16 protein-coding genes are annotated in these 15,613 nt (G+C 63.1%); 2 read left to right on the top strand and 14 right to left on the bottom strand.

Features of this window, described 5'->3' with window-relative positions; genetic code table 11:
• Positions 1-353 precede the first annotated feature (353 nt).
• The 14 genes from QRN48_RS18760 to arsC all read right to left on the bottom strand — a co-directional run bounded on the left by QRN48_RS18760 (position 354) and on the right by arsC (position 14,095).
• Positions 354-1,076 (bottom strand): amino acid ABC transporter ATP-binding protein, encoded by a 723-nt coding sequence (locus QRN48_RS18760; RefSeq protein WP_037012088.1) that lies wholly within the window; start codon positions 1,074-1,076, stop codon positions 354-356.
• Complete coding sequence (locus QRN48_RS18755; protein ID WP_285352297.1) at positions 1,069-1,719, bottom strand: amino acid ABC transporter permease; 651 nt, start codon at positions 1,717-1,719, stop codon at positions 1,069-1,071. Before QRN48_RS18755 ends, QRN48_RS18760 begins: the two co-directional genes overlap by 8 nt.
• A gap of 10 nt (positions 1,720-1,729) precedes the next feature.
• On the bottom strand, positions 1,730-2,395 hold the full coding sequence (locus QRN48_RS18750) for an amino acid ABC transporter permease (RefSeq protein WP_065992814.1): 666 nt from the start codon (positions 2,393-2,395) through the stop codon (positions 1,730-1,732).
• Positions 2,388-4,160, bottom strand: coding sequence for a cis-3-hydroxy-L-proline dehydratase (gene lhpI / locus QRN48_RS18745; protein WP_285352294.1), 1,773 nt, complete (start codon positions 4,158-4,160; stop codon positions 2,388-2,390). The genes QRN48_RS18750 and lhpI overlap by 8 nt, the downstream gene beginning before the upstream one ends.
• Positions 4,161-4,749: 589 nt before the next feature.
• Entirely contained in the window at positions 4,750-5,562 is an 813-nt protein-coding gene (locus QRN48_RS18740; protein ID WP_285352292.1) for an ABC transporter substrate-binding protein, read from the bottom strand.
• A gap of 440 nt (positions 5,563-6,002) precedes the next feature.
• The gene (locus QRN48_RS18735; RefSeq protein ID WP_285352290.1) at positions 6,003-6,755 is read right to left on the bottom strand and encodes an AraC family transcriptional regulator; all 753 of its coding nucleotides are present in this window, start codon (positions 6,753-6,755) and stop codon (positions 6,003-6,005) included.
• A 421-nt stretch (positions 6,756-7,176) separates the two neighbouring features.
• Positions 7,177-8,433: an FAD-dependent oxidoreductase gene (locus QRN48_RS18730; RefSeq protein WP_285352288.1), complete on the bottom strand. Its 1,257-nt coding sequence runs from the start codon at positions 8,431-8,433 to the stop codon at positions 7,177-7,179.
• Positions 8,430-8,666, bottom strand: a complete 237-nt coding sequence (locus QRN48_RS18725) for a (2Fe-2S)-binding protein (protein ID WP_191945573.1) — start codon at positions 8,664-8,666, stop codon at positions 8,430-8,432. Before QRN48_RS18725 ends, QRN48_RS18730 begins: the two co-directional genes overlap by 4 nt.
• On the bottom strand, positions 8,659-9,795 hold the full coding sequence (locus QRN48_RS18720; RefSeq protein ID WP_285352286.1) for an NAD(P)/FAD-dependent oxidoreductase: 1,137 nt from the start codon (positions 9,793-9,795) through the stop codon (positions 8,659-8,661). The genes QRN48_RS18725 and QRN48_RS18720 overlap by 8 nt, the downstream gene beginning before the upstream one ends.
• A complete protein-coding gene (locus QRN48_RS18715; protein ID WP_191945575.1) occupies positions 9,792-10,742 on the bottom strand; it encodes a 4-hydroxyproline epimerase in 951 nt (316 codons plus the stop codon). Before QRN48_RS18715 ends, QRN48_RS18720 begins: the two co-directional genes overlap by 4 nt.
• 708 nt (positions 10,743-11,450) lie before the next feature.
• The gene (locus QRN48_RS18710; protein ID WP_285352283.1) at positions 11,451-12,134 is read right to left on the bottom strand and encodes a GntR family transcriptional regulator; all 684 of its coding nucleotides are present in this window, start codon (positions 12,132-12,134) and stop codon (positions 11,451-11,453) included.
• Between the two features lie 90 nt (positions 12,135-12,224).
• Positions 12,225-12,896: a DNA-3-methyladenine glycosylase I gene (locus QRN48_RS18705; protein WP_037012071.1), complete on the bottom strand. Its 672-nt coding sequence runs from the start codon at positions 12,894-12,896 to the stop codon at positions 12,225-12,227.
• A gap of 243 nt (positions 12,897-13,139) precedes the next feature.
• On the bottom strand, positions 13,140-13,745 hold the full coding sequence (gene wrbA / locus QRN48_RS18700) for an NAD(P)H:quinone oxidoreductase (RefSeq protein ID WP_037012069.1): 606 nt from the start codon (positions 13,743-13,745) through the stop codon (positions 13,140-13,142).
• The gene (arsC, locus tag QRN48_RS18695) at positions 13,742-14,095 is read right to left on the bottom strand and encodes an arsenate reductase (glutaredoxin) (RefSeq protein WP_285352281.1); all 354 of its coding nucleotides are present in this window, start codon (positions 14,093-14,095) and stop codon (positions 13,742-13,744) included. Before arsC ends, wrbA begins: the two co-directional genes overlap by 4 nt.
• 134 nt (positions 14,096-14,229) lie before the next feature.
• Here arsC and QRN48_RS18690 point away from each other — a divergent pair, with 134 nt between their 5' ends.
• Entirely contained in the window at positions 14,230-14,697 is a 468-nt protein-coding gene (locus QRN48_RS18690) for a TlpA family protein disulfide reductase (protein WP_285352280.1), read from the top strand.
• A gap of 64 nt (positions 14,698-14,761) precedes the next feature.
• Positions 14,762-15,613, top strand: coding sequence for a LysR family transcriptional regulator (locus tag QRN48_RS18685; protein ID WP_037012065.1), 852 nt, complete (start codon positions 14,762-14,764; stop codon positions 15,611-15,613).

The following is a 15,613-nucleotide window of genomic DNA, read 5'->3' as shown; positions in this document are numbered from 1 at the left end:
GTGTGTTGTGTCAAACGTCCCAACATTGACTGGCCTGCTGCTGGATCAGTTGAGTTCGATTGAGCCGTTGGATCCATTGGATTCGATTGAACCGGTGAGCTCAACCAATCAGGCCGGTTCGACTCGATCCGTAGGAGCCGGCTTGCTGGCGAACGCGTGGTGTCATTCACCGCCGTGGTGGCTGAACGGACCGGTTCGCCAGCAAGCCGGCTCCTACGGGTGTGTTGTGTCAAACACCGCGACATTGATGGCCTCCTACAGACGTGTTGTGCCGTACTCCACAACATTGATGGCTTCCTACAGGCGTGTTGTGTCAAACATCCCGACATCGGTTGACCTCACCGCATAATCGATCAATTGATCGACCGCAAAAAATCCGCCGTTTCCGGCCGCTGCGGATTGCCGATCACCTGATCCGGCGTGCCGATCTCGTGCACCAGGCCGTTGCGGAAAAACGCCACGCGGTCCGACACGTCGCGGGCGAAACGGATTTCGTGGGTCACCAGAATCATCGTCATGCCGTCTTCGGCCAGCATGCGCATGGTGTCGAGCACCTCGCCCACCAATTGCGGATCAAGGGCGGACGTCGCTTCGTCAAACAGCATGTAATCCGGCGACATCGCCAGCGCCCGGGCGATGGCCATGCGCTGTTGCTGCCCGCCCGAGAGCTTGCCGGGAAACACCTTGAGCTTGTCGCCCAGCCCCACGTGGGTCAGCTGCCTGACCGCCAGCGCTTCGGCTTCGGCCTTGCTTTTGCCCAGCACGGTGCGCGGCGCCAGCATCACGTTTTCCAGCACCGTCAAATGGGGGAACGCGTTCCACTGCTGAAAAACGATACCGATCTTCTGCCGCAGCTTGTTGATGTCCGTGCCCCTGGCGTGCACCTCCGTGCCATCAACGCGAATGCTGCCGCTTTTGATCGATTCCAGCCCGTTAATGCACATCAGCAGCGTCGACTTACCCGAGCCCGATCCACCGATGATGGAAACCACTTCGCCCTTGTTCACCTGCAGGCTCACGCCTTTGATGACTTCGAGCTCGCCGAATGACTTGTGAACGTTGTCGATCTCAATCATTTTCCTGCCACCTCGTTTCCAGCCGGGCGCCCAGACGCGCGACCACCAGACTCATGACGTAATAAATCAGCCCGGCGATGCACAGCACCAGCAGCGGTTCCTGAATGCGCGTGACGATGGTCTGCGAGGCACGCAGCAGCTCGACAATGCCGATCCACATCACCAGCGCGGTGTCCTTCATCACCCCGAGCAGCAGATTGATCCAGCCGGGAAAAGCGACACGAGTGGCCATCGGCATGACGATCTGGCGCAAGTCCTGCCAGTACGTCAGGCCCAGCGAGCGGCTGGCGCGGCGCAGGCTGAGCGGCACCGACAGCACGCCGCTGCGCACGATCTCCGTGCAGTAAGCGGTGACGTACAGACCGAGCACCACGCAAGCCACGGTAAACGCACTCCAGTTCAAACCGGCGATGCTTTTCAGTGCGTTGAACAACACAAACTGAATCAGCAACGGCACGCTGCGAAACACGTCCAGCACCCAGGCCAGCGGAATCGTGCTGCGCGGTAACAAAGCCCGCGCCATGCCGCAGACCACCCCGGCGACCGTGCCGATGAGCATCGACACCACAGTGAGCAAAATCGTGACCCAGGCGCCCTGCAGCATGAATTGCAGGTCGCTCCAGGTGAACGTGCTGTCGAACATGCCCATCTCCTCAGTACCGGAATAAGCGCCAGGACAGCAGCCGTGCGACGGCCACGATCAGCTTGGCGATCAGGTAATACAGCACCGCCGCAATGGCGAAGAATTCAAAGGTGCGGAAGGTTTTGACGTTGTAGTCCTGGGTCACACCGGTGAGGTCATTGTTCAGCCCGACGATCACCCCCATCGACGTCATCAAGACGGCCCAGACCATCTGGTTGGTCAGCGGATAGAAGACGATGCGCAGCAGCTGTGGAATGACGATCAACCGGTAGGCCTGCGGCGCGCTCATGCCCAGCGAGCGGGCAGCGCGCAATTGCGTGTCGGGCACCGCCTTCAGGCCGCCGCGAAAATTCTCCGCCAGATAGCCCGCGTTGTTAATGGTGATGCCTGCCAGCAACGCCGCCCACGAACTGATGTGCAAGCCGAACGAGCCGAGGCCGAAATACAGGATGTACACCTGAAACAGCGACGGCGTGTTGCGCGCGATGGAAATCCAGGTCGCGGCGAACCCGCGGAACAAACGGTTTTTGCCTTGACGCATGAACACCAGAAACAGCGCGATGGTCACGCCGAGGATCATCGACAGTGCTGCGGTTTCGAACGTTACCCATGCGCCATTGAGCATGTCGGGCAGGGCCTTGAACGCCGCGCGCCAATGGAAGTTGTAGTCAAACATGCGCGCTATCCTCCGCGTGTGCGGCGCCGCGCAGCCACTCCGGCAGACGGCCGCTGGCCAGCCCCGTGCAGGCGCTTTCCACGCACTCGGCCAGGCTGGCGAAATGCACGTGACGGCCCACCAGTCCCGGGGCGTAATGCGCGTACTTGCCGGAGTTGGTCATCAGCGTGCGCGCCGTGGGCGGGATGACCGGCTCACCCAGCATGCACCAGCAGGTGTCGGTGACGAACCGCACGCCGAAGCGTTCCAGCGTGGCGACATAGCCGGCCTGTTGCGCGCGGTCCAGCGTGGCACGGCCGCAGGTCACCACGATCGCCACCGCGTTGTGCTTACGCTGAACGCCGCACAGGTGCGCCAGCGTCGCGCATTCGCTCAGGGAAAAATGCGGGTTGCCGAGGGTGATGACATCGACGTCGGACGTTTGCGCGCTGTTCAGTTCGCGCCAGCTGTGCAGCAGGTCCGCCGCACCGATGCGCAGGGTTTTGTCCGGCGCATGCCCGCCGAGGGCCAACTCTGCGGTGGTCGCTTCGGGCGTCACGCCGGCCATGTGAAACATCGGCGCAGCAGAGGTGGTGGCGAAGGCCGCGCCGAAGGCCTTGAGGTCATCCAGCGTCGGTCCCTTGTGCTCCAGCCCGCAGATCACCGGGATCGCGGCGCCGCACAACAGACCTACGTGATAGCCGAGCAACGGGTAGAAGCTGTCGTCCAGGCCGTCCAGTTCAGGCACGTCGATGCGCAGGGTCGCCAGCCGTTGTTGCGTCAGGTGGCACCCGATTTTCGGCGCGCGGCCAGTGAGGGCGATGCAGATGTCGAGGTAGTCCGGGTATTTCAACGTACGCGCACCGATCACGCTGTTGGCGTACACCACGGCGTTGGATTCGGCCCAGACGATTTGCTCGCCCAGCTCGGGTGCGCTGTCGAGCAGGTACGGCGCGCAAGTGAAGCTGACCCGCGCGCCCATGTCCATGTAGGCATCGCCCAATTGGCTGGCCGGCTCGCCGAGGGCCGGATCGATGCCGAGTTCGCGCCAGCGGCGCTTGTCCACCGAGATCGAATTAAGGGTGGTGGGGACGCGAACCTTGGCGCCCCATTCCACCAGTTGACGGGCGAAGCGCAGGCTGGCCGGCCCGGTGTAGATGCAACCGTCGATGTGCGCCTGGGTGATGTCCAGCAAGTCGGTGGCGCCTTGCAGTTCAGCCATGCGCAGGATGATGCCCATCGCCACCTGCGCGGCTTTGCCATAGGCGCCGTCGAGCAGGCCCTGATCGGTTTCGCTCAGGCTGATCTTGCTGACGGCGTCGATGGCGGGTCGGTTTTCTGGCCGCCGTTCAAGGGCTGGGGGAGGGCTGTTGAAGCCGGTCACGCGATCGGCCTCGACCCGTACGAAAGCGACGCCACGCAGCGCCGCGAAGCCTGCTTCGCCCAGGCTGATGACCGGGATCGAGTGGCCGAACATTTGCTCGGCCACCAGCACGCCCAGGGTCAAGATGTCTTCGACGCGCTCGAACACCAGTGCAGCCGGCGCATGGCCGTTGAGCATCAGCTCAAGCAACACGCTGCTGCCGGTACAGGAGCCGCGCCCGCTGGGGATGGCCAGCACGCGGCCGCTGATGAATTGCCCGCTGAGTGGATGGTGACGGTCGATAACTTCGCCGGTGAACGGCTCGACCCCGCCCCAGAAGCTCAGGCCCACGTCGGCATACAGCAACGCGCCCTGAGCACTGCCGGCGACGAGACACCGCCCGTTCAACGAAACTTCAGACATCGTGGGCTCCTGAGTGAGTGAATCGGTTGCGGGTGACGCCGATGATCGTTCCCACGCGGAGCGTTGGAACGATCATGAGCTGCACCGCAAGCTGTAGGAGCGCGCTTGCCCGCGAAAGCCATCTGTCTGTGTGCTCATTGGCAGCTGACCCACCGCGTTCGCCAGCAAGCCGGCTCCTACAGGTTTTGCGTCCGGCTTGATGACGTTGATCATTCCCACGCTCTCCGTGCCGCCGGTGATCGTTCCCACGCTCTGCGTGGTAACGCCGCTTGCAACGCTCCGCGTTGTGGTTCTGACGCAGAGCGTCAGGGGATGCATGCCCATGCGGAGCATTGGAACGATCATGAATGGCACCGCAAGCTGTAGGAGCGCGCTTGCCCGCGAAAGCCATCTGTCTGTGCCTGCAATGGCAGCTGACCCACCGCGTTCGCCAGCAAGCCGGCTCCTACAGATTTTGCGTCCGGCTTGATGATCATTCCCACGCTCCCCGTGCCGCCGATGATCGTTCCCACCCTCCCTGCGGTAGCGGCGCTGGTGATCGTTCCCGCGCTTGCGGGGTAACGATCTGGCCAGGCCTCGGCGCCACGAATCAGTAGTAAACCCCCGGCACGGTCAGGTCGACCGGCTTGCCCGTTACCCATTTTTCATACAGCTCGGCGTAACGGCCTGACCGCACTTGCTGGTTCACGAACAGGTTCAGGTAGTGAATCAACCCGTACTCGTTGCGCTTTGCTGCAAGGGAAACGTAGTCGATGGTGTAGGGCGCATTGCCGGCGATTTTCAGGCCTTTGTATTTGCCTGATTTGATCGTCGCGGCGGCGACGGTGTTGGTGACCACGGACGCTTTGATGTGGCCCTGGGCAACCGCGAGAATGGTGTCGTTCTGGGTCTGGTACGCCCGGAAACTGCCGCTGCCCCATTTTTTCTGGTCCTTCTCCAGCGCGATGGCTTCAAAGGTGCCGCTGGTGTTGCCGACGTCCTTGCCTTTGAGGTCGTCGTAGCTGTTGATGCCTGCGTCGTCGCGGGTCAGCACGACCATCTGGAACGCGAAATAAGGAATGGTCATGCCGACCGTTTTGGCCCGTTCCAGTGTGTCCGAGGTCGAGGCCACAATCACGTCGGCACGACCCGAGACCAGCGCAGGGATGCGATCCGGGAACGGGGTTTCAACCACTTCGGCCGTCACGCCAAGCACCTTCGCCAGGTCGTTGCAGTAATCCACATCGAACCCGACCGGGTTGTTTTTATCATCGCGCGAGCCCATGGGCGGGAAGTCCAGCGTCACCGCGCAGCGCAGTTTGCCGGAGTCGATGATGTCATCGAGCTTGTCGGCCTGCGCAGTGTTGAGGATCGATGAGGTCATGACGGCGAGAAGAGCGACGGCGACAGCTTGGTTTTTCATGAAAGCCTCGTGCGTGCAGATGAGAAACGGCCGGTTAGGTAATTTCGTATACGATATTTGATATGCATGCAGCGTGCCCGTTTTGCAGGGCTGTCGTGCAGGGCTCTGGATCAGCGGGTTGGTCGGGGAGGGCGTCTTTCGAGCGAGGTGACGGGTGTTACATAAAGGAGCAGGAATACGCGGTGTGCTTCATAGATGCACGTTGCTGTAAGGCGAAAGGGTGGGAATATTGCCCCGCACGGCAAGTCTTCAGTGGACTGCGATCACCTGTGGGACCGGCTTCAGCCGGGAATGCGTCAGTGGTCACACTGCAAGGACTTAGGTGTCCACACTGGCCTCTTCCCGGCTAAAGCCGGTCCCACGAAAGCGCACTGGCCTCTTCCCGGCTGAAGCCGGTCCCACAAGAAAAATAGGTGATCATCGAAATGAATGGCAGGAATTCAGACGCTCTTTCGCGTGTCCCGATACTCGCTCGGTGACGCGCCGGTCAAGGCCTTGAACTGGCGGCTGAACGCGCTGTGATCGGTGTAGCCGCAGCGCAGGGCGACTTCCGTGATCGACAGGTCTTCCTGCAACAGCCGCGACGCTTCGCCCAGCCGCGCCTTGTGGATCATCTGCCGTGGTGTGAGCTGAAAAATGCGTTTGCAGTGCCGCTCCAGCTGCGCGATCGAGAGGCCGGCGATGGCGGTCAGTTGCTGCAGGGTGATAGGCCGGGCGAAGTGCTCGCGGATGTAGCGGTCGACCTCCACCAGCTTTTGATAGGCCGGCTGGGTCGTTTGCGGGGTTTGAAGGTCCCGCGAAATGCCCGCCAGCCCGATGATCACGCCGTCACGGTCGCGCAGGGCGATTTTGTGGGTCAGGCACCAGATCGGCTGGTTGCCGTAATACAAGTGCAGCTCCAGCTGATCGCTCAATTGCCTGCCATCGGCCAGCACGCGACGATCCTGCGCGGTGTACAGCGGCCCGAAGCGCGCGGGAAATACCTCTTCTGCGGTCAGGCCTACAATCTGATTCTTTGCCTTGTAGCCGCAGCGCTGCACCAGCGTTTGATTGACCAGCGCATAGCGCGCCCGGGCGTCCTTGACGAAGAACACCACGCCGGGAATCGCATCGAACAGCGGCGCGACCTGCGCCAGGCTGGCGAGCAGTTGGTCCAGGTCGTGCAGCGGCGTGGCGGGGAGGAGGTCGATCATGTTCACAGGCGGGACAGCCGGACAGGAAGATGAAGCCGATCATGCGACATCTGCCATGCGCCGCCTAGTCGAGGGGGCCGATTCTCCAGTTGTCGCGGGGACTGTGGGAGTGAGCTTGCTCGCGAAGACGTGGGTGCAACCGCTGAATATCCTGCGTCTGCAACGCCGCCTTCGCGAGCAAGCTCACTCCTACAGTTGCGGTGAACTGGCCGAGATAAAGTCAGACGATGACACCCTCAAATCCCGCGCCGGGCGCAATCCCACTGTAGGAGCAATCGGAGGTTACGACGGTCGCGAAGGCGGCGGGTCTGTCACCGCAGCTTCCCCCTGCGAACGAACAGGGCGAGGTATCAAAAGAGCCTGTCCCTCATAAGAGTGAAATGGCCTGGGTTGACCGCGCCATCCTGTACTCCGCCCCCCTTTAAACCACGTCACCCTCATCCAGGCACGCCAGCGTTGAAATCCGCGCGGGGCTGAAGGGTGGGCGCAGCTGGGGCGGTGCCCAGCCGAACAAGGTCTGCGCGGCGGTCGAGCAGATGCGCCCCTGACAAGCGCCCATCCCGCAACGGGTGGCGAGCTTGGCATGGCTCCAGTTGCCGTGCTCGACGAGGTCGGCGTGACGCACATCCTCGCAGCGGCAAACGACGGTGTCCGGCTGCGCCAGGGTTCTCAGCGCAGGGTCAAGGCTGAAAGCTGTGTTCAAGCGGTCCGCGAAACCCTGCCAGCGACGCCGTTCGGGCCATAGCTTTCGCGCCTCGTCGCGTGCGCCGATGGCCGCCAGCCCGGCGATGCGCCCTTCAACCAGCGCCAGTTCGCTGCCGCCGAAACCGGTGCACTCACCCGCAGCATAATGATCAGCGACGCTGCTGGCCTGCCAGTCATCCACCACCACGGCCTGATCCCGCACGGCGCAGCCCAAGGCACTGGCGATCTCGACGTTGGGCACCAGACCGAAACCGCAGGCCAGACGCTCGCAGGCGAGTTCTTCTACCTTGTCACCCACCTTGACCCGCACAGCCTCAAGGCGATCCCTTCCCAATGCCGCCAGCACGTGGGCCGAGGTTCGGTAGACGGCGCTGCCCAGCGTGATGGCCTGTATGGCCTTGTTCGGCCAGCGCCACAACCCGGCGGCGAATCCTGCGACGGCGGCCAAAGGGGCCTGTTCGGCGATGCGCACCACCTGCGCGCCGTGTTTCTGCGCGGTAGCGGACGACGCCAGCAGCAGCGGGCCACTGCCGGCAATGATGATGCGTTCGTCGGCGACCGGCAAACCGCCTTTGATCAGCGCCTGCAGCCCGCCCGCGCCGGTGACGCCTGGCAGTGTCCAGCCGGGGAAGGGCAGCAGGCGTTCGCGCGCGCCCGTGCACAGAATAAGGGTGTCGTAACTCAGCAGCCAGCCGCGCTCGGCGTCTTCCAGCAGCAAGCGCTTCGGCCCCGCCAGAGCGATCACCTTGCAGCCGCTGTGTACGCGCACATTGTCCAGTTGTTGTAACTGCGCGCGCATGTCCCGGGCCTGTTGAGGCACGTGCGCCTGAGGGCCGTCACGCCAGATCTGCCCGCCCGGCAGCGGGTTGTCATCGAGCACGGCAATGTTGAGCCCGCGAGGCGCCGCCGCCAATGCAGCGGCCATTCCGGCGGGACCTGCGCCGATGATCAGCAGATCGACATGCTCGGTCATGGCCGCGTCTCGACCTGCATGCCGTCGCGGCACAGGGTCTGGCAGGCGAGCCGGCGCAGGCCGTCGATGTTCACTCGGCATTCCTGACAAATGCCCATGCCGCACAGCGGGGCGCGACGTTGCCCGCTGACCGAGGTGCGGCTGCAGCGGTCGCCGCTGGACATCAACGCGGCCGCCACCGTGGTGCCCGGGGCAAAGCGATGCGGCAGACCATCAATGCTCAACTCAGGCATGGGCGTGGGCTCCGATAAATCGTTGGGGCAAATACGGTTGCAGGTCGAGAGGCGGTTGAGTACGCAGCATTTGCGCTGCCAGCAAATGCGCGGTGCCTGGCGCGGTGGTCACGCCGAGCCCTTCATGCCCGACCGCCAGCCACAGCCCGGGCTGATGCGGGTGCTCGCCAATCAACGGCTGGCCGTCGGGGCTGGCAGAACGAAAGCCGGTCCAGCTGCGAATACCGTTCATCTCGCCCAGGCCAGGAAGAAAGTCCATGGCCCGGCGCAGCATCCGCCCGAGCATGGCCGCGTCAATGTCCGGGTCGTGGTTGTCGAACTGCCGCGATGAGCCGACGAACAGCTGGCCGGTCGGGCGCTGCTGCACGTTGAATGCGACCGAGGGGCCATTGCCCTTGTGCGCGCTGGTGACATAGCCCAGCTCTACCAGCGTGTGGGTAATCTGCGCCGGGTAACGGTCGGTGATCAGCAGGTGACCTTTTTTCGCCTGCAGCGGTAAATCCGGGCACAGCTCGCGGGCATAAATACCGCTGGCCAGCACCACGGCCGGCGCTTGCAGCCATTCGCCGCTGGCCAGTCGTACGCGGTTGCCCTGTAACTCCACCGCTTCTGCCTGACGCCGGGTGATCCGCTGTCCCTGGCGTTGCAACAGCCAGCGCGCAGCATTGGGCGCGTAGAGAATGCCGTCGCCGCTGACCTTCAAGGCGCCCAACAGGCCGGGGCGCAAGGACGGCTCGGCGCGGGCCAGCTCGGCACCGGTCAGCAGCTGGCAGCTCAGACCGTAGGCACTTAACGCCACCTGCTTGCGCTCGGCTTCGGCCATTTCTTCTTCGTTGCAGGCCAGCCACATCGTGCCATTAGTGCGCATCGCGCAGTCCTCCGGCATCTGCGTGGCCAGCTCGCGCCAGGCCCGGACCGAGTATTCGCCCAGCGCCAGCTCGGCCTCACTGTGGTCGAGCACCACCAGGTGGCCCATGCCGGCAGCGGTTGCGGCGGGGCGCTGACAGTCCAGCACCAGCACATGCAGCCCGCGTGACGCCAGTTCATCGGCGCAGGCCGCACCGATGATCCCGCCGCCGATGATGATCACATCCGCAGCGTCGCCTTTGAGCGCAGGGCCGTCGGTCACGCGCGGATGCCCCAGGCGAACGGGTCTTCGTCATCCAGCAACAAGGTCGCTTCGGCGCTGATGTACGCGCGGCCTCGGATGGTTGGCACGATACGATCCCCGACCTGACGCTCGCCGTGCTGCCAGACGAAGCTGCCTTCGAATTGACTGCCGATGACGCTGGCCTGCTGCCAGAGCGTGCCGGGCTCCAGTTTGCCGTCGGCGGCCAGGCAGGCCAGTTTGGCGCTGGTGCCGGTGCCGCAGGGCGAGCGGTCGTAGGCTTTGCCGGGGCAGAGCACGAAATTGCGGCTGTCGGCGTGATCGTCGTCGGCAAACAGCTCGATGTGGTCGATGATGCCGCCGTCTTCTCCGCGGATACCTTGGCTTTCCAGCGCCTGGCGGACTTTCCAGGTGTAGTCGGTGAGGGCGTCGAGATTATGGGCGGCGACGCTGAGGCCATGGTCGGCGATCAGGAAAAACCAGTTGCCACCCCAGGCGATGTCGCCGGTGACACTGCCCAGACCGGGCACTTCGACGACGAAATGCTTGCGGTAACGGTAGGAGGGCACGTTGTCGACGCTGACCGAGCGGTCCTCGTGCAGTGTGGCCTGGACGGTGCCGACCGGGGTTTCGATGCGATGGACACCGGGGCCGATTTTGCCCAGGTGGGCCAGCGACACCACCAGGCCAATGGTGCCGTGGCCGCACATGCCGAGGTAGCCGGTGTTGTTGAAGAAGATCACGCCAGCGCAGGCTTCAGGGTTGACCGGCTCACACAGCAGCGCGCCGACCAGCACGTCACTGCCGCGCGGCTCGAGCACCGTGGCGGCGCGCCAGTCATCGAATTCGTCGGCAAGGCGCTGACGCCGTTCAGCCATGCTGCCTCGGCCGAGGTCGGGAAAACCATCCAGCACCAGACGCGTCGGTTCACCGCCAGTGTGGGAGTCAAGGATCTGGATGCGTTTCATGTATTCCCCTGGTAGGTCTGGCCTGCGCCGGAACGACGTTGGTTGTGTCTCTGCAAAATTCAGGTTGTTGCCGCTGGCCTCTTCCCGGCTAAAGCCGGTCCCACGTAGAGCACCGCGTACATCTTGGGAGCTGGCAACGCCGTGAGGTAGGACCGGCTTCAGCCGGGAAGGCATTGGCCGTCACGCTGCAAAATTCAGGTTGTTGCCGCTGGCTTTTTCCCGGCTGAAGCCGGTCCCACTTAAAGCATTGCGTACATCTTGGGAGCTGGCAGCGCTTTGTGGTAGGACCGGCTTCAGCCGGGAAGGCATTGGCCGTCACGCTGCAAAATACAGGTGTTGCCGCTGGCTTCTTCCCGGCTAAAGCCGGTCCCACGTAGAGCACTGCGTACATCTTGGGAGCTGGCAGCGCTGCGTGGTAGGACCGGCTTCAGCCGGGAAGGCATTGGCCGTCACGCTGCAAAATTCAGGTTGTTGCCGCTGGCGTCTTCCCGGCTAAAGCCGGTCCCACTTAGAGCACTGCGTACATCTCTGGTCCCACTTAGAGCACTGCGTACATCTCTGGTCCCACGTAGAGCACTGCGTACCTATCCTCTGCCACGTAGAGCAGCGCGCTGCGTTTCGATTCCGATCAGAGTGCCGCGAAGCAGGCCCGGGGTCTTGACCGATTTCGCCCGTCACGATGACGAAATCGGCACAGCGGCTGACCGCTCAGATTTCGCTGAGGACTGCGTGGGGGAGGTGGGCGTATAGCGTTCGGCAGACACCGATGATGTGGTGCTCGATCAATTCGGCGGCCTTTTCGACATCACGATCGGCACAGGCCTTGAGGATCTCGCGGTGTTCCTGATCGGCGCGTTCTTTGCCCTCGTCAAAGCTCATCTGCACGCGCAGGTAGCGTTCGACCTTGTCGTGGATCGAACGAATCATGTTCAGCAAAAACGGCCGTTGCGCCGCCTCGTACAGGCAGGTGTGGAACGCCCAGTTCAGCTCTGCCCAGCGCCCGATGTCGTCATCGCTCATGAACTCATCGCAAATCGCCTGAGCCCGATCAAGCTGGGCGGCGGTCATCCTTGGCACTGCAAGGCGTATGGCCTGGACCTCCAGCAGCACCCGCACTTCGAAAATCTGCGCCAGCTCCGGCTCGGAAATCCGCGTGACCACGGCGCCCTTGTTGCGCTGGAATTGCACCAGTCCTTCGGCCTCCAGGCGCTTCAGGGCTTCACGGACCGGGATCTTGCTCACGTTGAACACCCGGGCAATGTCGTCCTGGCGAATCGGCTCGTCCTCGGCGAATTGCCCCGAGATGATCGACTCGCGCAGGTATTTGGAGATCACCTCGGACGCGGAGGGCGCGACGCCGAGGTTGGGGGCGTCAGAAAGAAGAAAAGGCACGCGAATGACTCGGCAGGAACGGATGGCGAATATTGTATACGACCGCCGATTTGTTACGCGCTGTGTCTTTTTGCTCTGCCGGGAAAGCGATCAGTGGTTGGCGGTGTAAGACAGCATCATCGACAGCTGGCTCATCGGCCTGCCGCTCTCGGCGTGCCACTGGTTGAACGCCGTCTGCACCGCTGCCTGATCGCGCTGACTGCTCGGCACGCGGTCGACGATTTTCTGGGCGTTGAGCGCAGCCACCACGTCATGGCTGGGGATGAAGGTGTCCTTGCCGACCATGCGCAGGAAACGGGGCGCCGACAGCCCGCCCATCTGGTTGCCGTGCTTGAACAGATAGCGCCACAGCCCGACGATGTCGGTCACTGGCCAGTCGGCGATGAAATTGCCGAAGCTGCCGTGTTCATGGGCGATGTCGAGGATCAACTGCGCGTTGCGCGGCACACTTTTGAGCTTGCCCAGGTGGCGGATGATCCTCGCGTCCTGCATCAGGCGTTCCAGATGGTCGCCGCCCATCAGCGTGACTTTTTCCGGATCGAAGCCGAAGAAGACCTGCTCGAAGGCCGGCCATTTGGCGTCCACCAGGCTGTGTTTGAGGCCGGCACGAAATACCCGCAGCGCCATGGTCGACAGGTAGCGGTCGTCAGTCAGGGCCTTGAGTTTCTTCGGCGTGGCAGGGGTGGGCAGATGCGCCTCAAGGGCGGCGGCGGAACCAAAGCGGTTGAGACAGTATTCATTCAGCCATTTGTAGTCTTGCATGCCCTCTCCAAAACAAAATTCATGTGCGCGATCGCTGCTCAAAACCGGTTACGAATGTTGACGCCGCCCCCTTGCAGGGGCGCGCTGGGTCTGGGCCGCAGCCAAGAATCGTCGTATCAGTCGATGGCGACGTCTCGGACAGATCGCTGCGGCCCAGCCCCGGTGCGCGTTCACAAAGCTGTGCATTCGACCCGGTTTGAGCAAGGGGTTCCCACAATCGAGCGCGAGCACTGCCTGCGGTTGTTAACCCTTGGCCGGATCCAGCAGCAGCGCGGTTTTCGCCAGACGCTGGCCCAGTGCGCGGCACAGCGCGGTTTCGTGTTCATCCAGCGCGCGCTTGCCGTCCGCCCCTGCGTGGTGGCTCGCGCCATAAGGCGTGCCGCCGCCACGGGTTTCGACCAATGCCGCTTCGCTGTACGGCAGGCCGCTGATCAGCATGCCATGGTGCAGCAGCGGCAGCAGCATCGACAGCAACGTGGTTTCCTGGCCGCCGTGCAAGCTGGCGGTGGAGGTGAACACGCTGGCAGGTTTGCCCACCAGCGCGCCGGTCAGCCACAGGTTACTGGTGCCGTCGAGGAAGTACTTCAAGGGCGCGGCCATGTTGCCAAAGCGGGTCGGGCTGCCCAGCGCCAGGCCGGCGCAGTTTTTCAGGTCGTCCAGCGTGGCGTACAAGGCGCCGGTCTCCGGAATGCTCGGGGCCACCGCTTCGCAGTCGGTGGACACGGCCGGAACGGTGCGCAACCGCGCCTCCATGCCGCCCATCTCGATGCCGCGGGCGATCTGCCGGGCCATTTCGCCCGTTGCGCCGTTACGGCTGTAAAACAAAACCAGAATATAAGGCGCACTCACGGCAGGATCTCCAGGATGTTTTCCGGCGGGCGGCCAATCACGGCCTTGTCGCCAACGACGAGAATCGGGCGTTCGATCAACTTGGGATGCGCCGCCATCGCAGCGATCAGTTGTTCGTCGCTGAGGCCGGTGTCGGCCAGATTGAGGATTTTGTACTCCTCCTCACCGGTGCGCATCAGTGCACGCGCGCCAATGCCGAGCTTGCTCAGCAGGTCGCGCAATTGCGCCGCGTCGGGAGGGGTTTCCAGGTAACGGATGAGGGTCGGCGTCAGGCCGCGGGCTTCGAGCAATTCCAGCGCGCCACGGGATTTGCTGCAACGCGGGTTGTGGTAGAGCGTCAGTTCGGTCATTTGCAGGTCGCATCTTGCCTGAGGTGGCGGCTATTCTACCTTCGTCACGGCAATGACCGGTATCGAGCGTTGAACGATGCACAACCGACACCGCGAAGAGCCGGAATAAACAGCACGCAGAAGGAAACGGCATCATGGCAAGGCGATTGGCAGCGGTAGCAGCGCTGGTGGGAAGTCTGTTGCTCAGCGGCTGCGGCGTGGACCTGGGCACGGACCAGAACGGCCAGAAAGTGGCCAGCGACCGCATCGACAAGCACTGGCTGGTGTTCAATTACTGGGCCGAGTGGTGCGGCCCGTGCCGTACGGAAATCCCCGAACTGAACCGGCTGTCCGAGCAATTGAAAGATCAGAACGTCAGCGTCTTCGGTGTCAATTTCGACAACCTGCAAGGTGAAGACCTCAAGAGCGCCAGCAAGGCACTCGGCATCACATTCACTGTGCTGGCCCAAGACCCCGCCGAGCATTACGACCTCCCCAAAAGCGAAGCCCTCCCGGTGACCTACATCATTGACGACAAAGGCAAGGTGCGCGAGCAACTGATGGGCGAGCAGACGGCAGCGGGCGTCATGCAGAAACTGGCGGAGCTGAAGGGCAGGGGGTGAGGCGGTATTGCTGCGGGACTGCCATTGTTGCAGCCTCGTCCTTTATTTTCGAACGGGGTGAGGCATGGACTGGAGTGACATGCGGGTGTTTCTGGCGATTGCCCGCAGCGGCTCGCTGGGTGGCGCCGCCCGGCAGTTGGGGGTCAGTCACCCGACGGTGGGGCGACGCCTGCAAGTGCTTGAGCAAACCAGCGGGCAGCCGTTTTTTCTGCGCACTGCCCAAGGGCTGGTACTCACCGACAGCGGCGAGAAGATTCTCAGTCTGGCGCAGGACATGGAACACAGCGCCCTGGCCATCGAACGTCGTCTGGCAGGGCATGGCGATCAGCCGGAAGGGCTGTTGCGCATCTCCTCAGCGGACTGGTTCGCCTGCCACGTGCTGTCGCCGGTCCTCAGCGAACTGGTGCGGCGGTATCCGCTGATCGTTCCTGAGGTCATCGCCGGGCATCGGTTGTTTGACCTTGCCCGCCGGGACGCCGACATTGCCTTCCGGATCGTCCCTTTTACCGAACCTGACATCGTCCATCGCAAGCTGACCACATTGCCCTACGGACTTTACGCCGCGCTGCATGCCCCGGCGCCGAATACTGACGGCGAGGGCCTGGGCCTGATTCTCATGAATGTCGCCCAGGCTCACTACCCTGACGTGCAATGGCTGCAGCAGCGTTATCCGCTCGCACGCACCGTGTTCACCAGCAGTAGCCGAACGGTTCAGGCGCGAATGTGTGCGAAAGGTCTGGGCGTCGCCGTCTTGCCCCGGGTGCTGGGCGACTCGGAGCCGGGGCTGCGACGGTTGGATGAGGACGAGCCGCCACCGGGACGAGACATCTGGATGGGCTATCACCAGGACATGCGCCAGATGGATCGGTTGCGTGCGCTGGCCGACCTTGCCTCAAGCATGATCGGCGCAGGGTAG

Source organism: Pseudomonas sp. ME-P-057, assembly GCF_030208975.1.
In the GTDB taxonomy this organism is placed as follows: Bacteria; Pseudomonadota; Gammaproteobacteria; order Pseudomonadales; family Pseudomonadaceae; genus Aquipseudomonas; species Aquipseudomonas lutea.
This window is presented reverse-complemented; position numbering and strand designations above follow the sequence as displayed.